5 protein-coding genes are annotated in these 2,661 nt (G+C 28.3%); 3 read left to right on the top strand and 2 right to left on the bottom strand.

The features are described 5' to 3' along the window. On the bottom strand, positions 1-644 hold a 644-nt coding region (locus tag ACR0P1_RS07735; protein ID WP_432645830.1), incomplete at its 3' end, for a TIGR02253 family HAD-type hydrolase. Between the two features lie 38 nt (positions 645-682). Beyond that, positions 683-1,366, bottom strand: a complete 684-nt coding sequence (locus ACR0P1_RS07730; RefSeq protein ID WP_432645829.1) for a DNA polymerase domain-containing protein — start codon at positions 1,364-1,366, stop codon at positions 683-685. Between the two features lie 192 nt (positions 1,367-1,558). Here ACR0P1_RS07730 and ACR0P1_RS07725 point away from each other — a divergent pair, with 192 nt between their 5' ends. The 3 genes from ACR0P1_RS07725 to ACR0P1_RS07715 all read left to right on the top strand — a co-directional run bounded on the left by ACR0P1_RS07725 (position 1,559) and on the right by ACR0P1_RS07715 (position 2,485). Beyond that, positions 1,559-1,903: a hypothetical protein gene (locus ACR0P1_RS07725; RefSeq protein WP_432645828.1), complete on the top strand. Its 345-nt coding sequence runs from the start codon at positions 1,559-1,561 to the stop codon at positions 1,901-1,903. 68 nt (positions 1,904-1,971) lie between these two features. Further along, complete coding sequence (locus ACR0P1_RS07720) at positions 1,972-2,244, top strand: hypothetical protein (RefSeq protein ID WP_432645827.1); 273 nt, start codon at positions 1,972-1,974, stop codon at positions 2,242-2,244. A 13-nt stretch (positions 2,245-2,257) separates the two neighbouring features. After that, on the top strand, positions 2,258-2,485 hold the full coding sequence (locus ACR0P1_RS07715; protein ID WP_432645826.1) for a hypothetical protein: 228 nt from the start codon (positions 2,258-2,260) through the stop codon (positions 2,483-2,485). The last annotated feature ends 176 nt before the right edge of the window (positions 2,486-2,661 follow it).

Below are 2,661 nucleotides of genomic sequence, written 5' to 3'. Positions count from 1 at the left end.
TTATTTTCTTTTATAAATTTTCTATCTTCTTCTGTAACTTCAGCATTTACAAGAATAGAACTCATTCCTACATTGACTGCGCCTAATCCATCTTCTTTTAATTTATTACCAATCATGACAGATTTTTCAGGATTTCCTTTCATTTTTCTAAGTGCAACATTATATATTAATTCATCTGGTTTATCTTTGCCTACTTCTTCAGAGGTAATTACTGCATCGAAAAAGGAATAAACATTAAGTCTAACAAGTTTCTCCCATTGTTTGATTGAAATACCATTTGAAATAACTGCTAGGCGATATCCTCTACTTTTAAGATAGATTAATGTGTCGATGGTTTCTGCAAAAGGTCTTAAAAGTGCCATTTTAACGTTGTGGTAGGTAACCATTCCTAGTGCTATAAGCATTGGGTCTTCATGTCCTAAAACAACTTGGGTCAATATGTTAAAGTGCCTAGAGTAGTTAGATCCTTTTTCACGAATAATTGTTTTTAAAAGACCATATGCTTCATCTTTATCTAAAGGCAATCCATTATCTACCATTAATCCGATAGCTGCTTTTCTTGCGGTTTCAGCAAAATTTGAAGTGTCGAGTAATGTTCCATCTATATCAAAAAAAACTACTCGATCATTATCATTATTATTCATATGATTTTTATTATAATTTTAGGATTATTTAAATTTTTTTAGAAGAATGCATCTAAACTTTGTTGGATTTCGCCCTTTGCCATATCCTCTAAGTCACTTTTTGTATATCCAAAAGAATACATAATTCTCTCAATGGCAGGGATTAGTTGATTATTAATGTAATAATTCTTGTCATATTCATAACCTTCACTATACTCATAAGGAACTGCACGTTGACTAATTGAACCTTTTCCTTTAACAATTATATACTGAATAATGGTTCCATTAGACACTTTAACTCCATGTTCTTCAATTTTCCTTGCAGCTATCACATGAGGTCCAACTTGCTTGTATTTATCAAGAGGTTTAGTGATTTGTGTGTGGATAATCATTTCTTTTTTATCAACTTCACCTTTTCTAATTTTCTTTAGAACTTTTTTAACTTCATTAATTGCTTTATCAGCATCTCCTTCTTTTAAAATAGCCATTAAAACGGCTTCTTGAGTTTTCTTAACAATGGGTGCCCAGTCTCTTCTAACTAATTCTAATCCTTTAGCTATAATTTCTCCATTTTCAATTACAGCATATCTTTTTTTACTTACAAAAAATCCCCTTCTATAAAATCCTTCGTATTCAAGCTCCATACTCTCTGGAAGGGTTGAATTAAGATATTCTAGAAATATTTTAGCTTGGGCCTTGATTTCTTCTTCAAGTTCTAATTGTTCTTTTGTCTCATTAACCAATTATGACACCTATTTTAAAATTTGATGTAGCTTATTAATAATACTTTTCTAGTACAATTTTTCAAAATTATGTTGGATTTATTTACTTAAAATGGGATTATTCATGTTAATAATGCTTTAATTTACTTTTCAAATGCTCTTAGAGGTATTTTATATCTTTTAATCAATAATATATTTGTGAGGTCTGATATAATGAAAAAAAGATTGATTTCAAGCTATGATGAGGTAAATGACACTTTTGTTGGGAAAATTGATGGTGAAATTGGTTTTTGTGTTGACTTTGATATTTCGGATGGAGTATTTCTTGGAATCAACAAGAATAACTGTCCAAATTCAGTATACATATGTAATGCATCTAGTGTGTTGAATGTTTCAAAACAGACTTTAGAAAATTCAAATGTTAAAATTAAGATTAATTGTAATTCAATATGTTTGTATTTCACAATGTTTATTGAAAATCTGTGTATATGTTCTCTTAGATGTAAAAACATATTTGATATTCCACTTGTTGACTTTGAAATGGATAGTAACTTTTAAGGTTACTATCTATTAAATTTTAAATATTACTAAATAAATATAATATTTATACTTATGGAGATGATGTCATGGATAATCCGAAAATAAATGTTAATTCAGCAGATGAGATTGTAATTGTTATTCCTGAAGGCATTGATGAAGGCGAGTTAGTAATTGATTTAGATGAATTGAGCATAGATCTTGAGCAGTTAAGTGATGATGTCAATATTTTAATTGAAGTTGAAGGTGCTGATGAGTTAAACGGTGATTTCATTAGTGATTTTATATTAGAACCTAATGAATGGTATTTCGATGATGATCCTTATGGCATTGTATATTATGAATTTCCAGAAGAAGATTAGTTAGGTGTAATTAATGGATTATGAAGTTTCATATTATGTTTTGGATGAAGATGGCAAAGTAAATTCAAGTAATGAACCTTATATTGCTGATGATGATTTAAAAGAATTACTGTTATCTATCATGGGCGATGAAGTTCCTGAAGAAGAAATTCAGAAAATTTTAGATGCTTCAGCTAATGAAAAGTTAACAGAAGATGAATTTGATAAATTGGTTGATGAGTTTATTTTGAAAAATAAATAGTAAAATTACTATTTTTACTCTAAAAAGTAAAACATTTATATATAATGATAAAGTAATATTTTATTATCATTATTCAATAAGGCTCTTTTTTGCTCTCAAAATTGACTTATTACTAATCTTGCAAATAAGTTAATAGAAAAGAGACTTACTGACAGCGATTATTATTTATATAATTA

Source organism: Methanobrevibacter sp., from assembly GCF_050872065.1.
Classification (GTDB): domain Archaea; phylum Methanobacteriota; class Methanobacteria; order Methanobacteriales; family Methanobacteriaceae; genus Methanocatella.
This window is presented reverse-complemented; position numbering and strand designations above follow the sequence as displayed.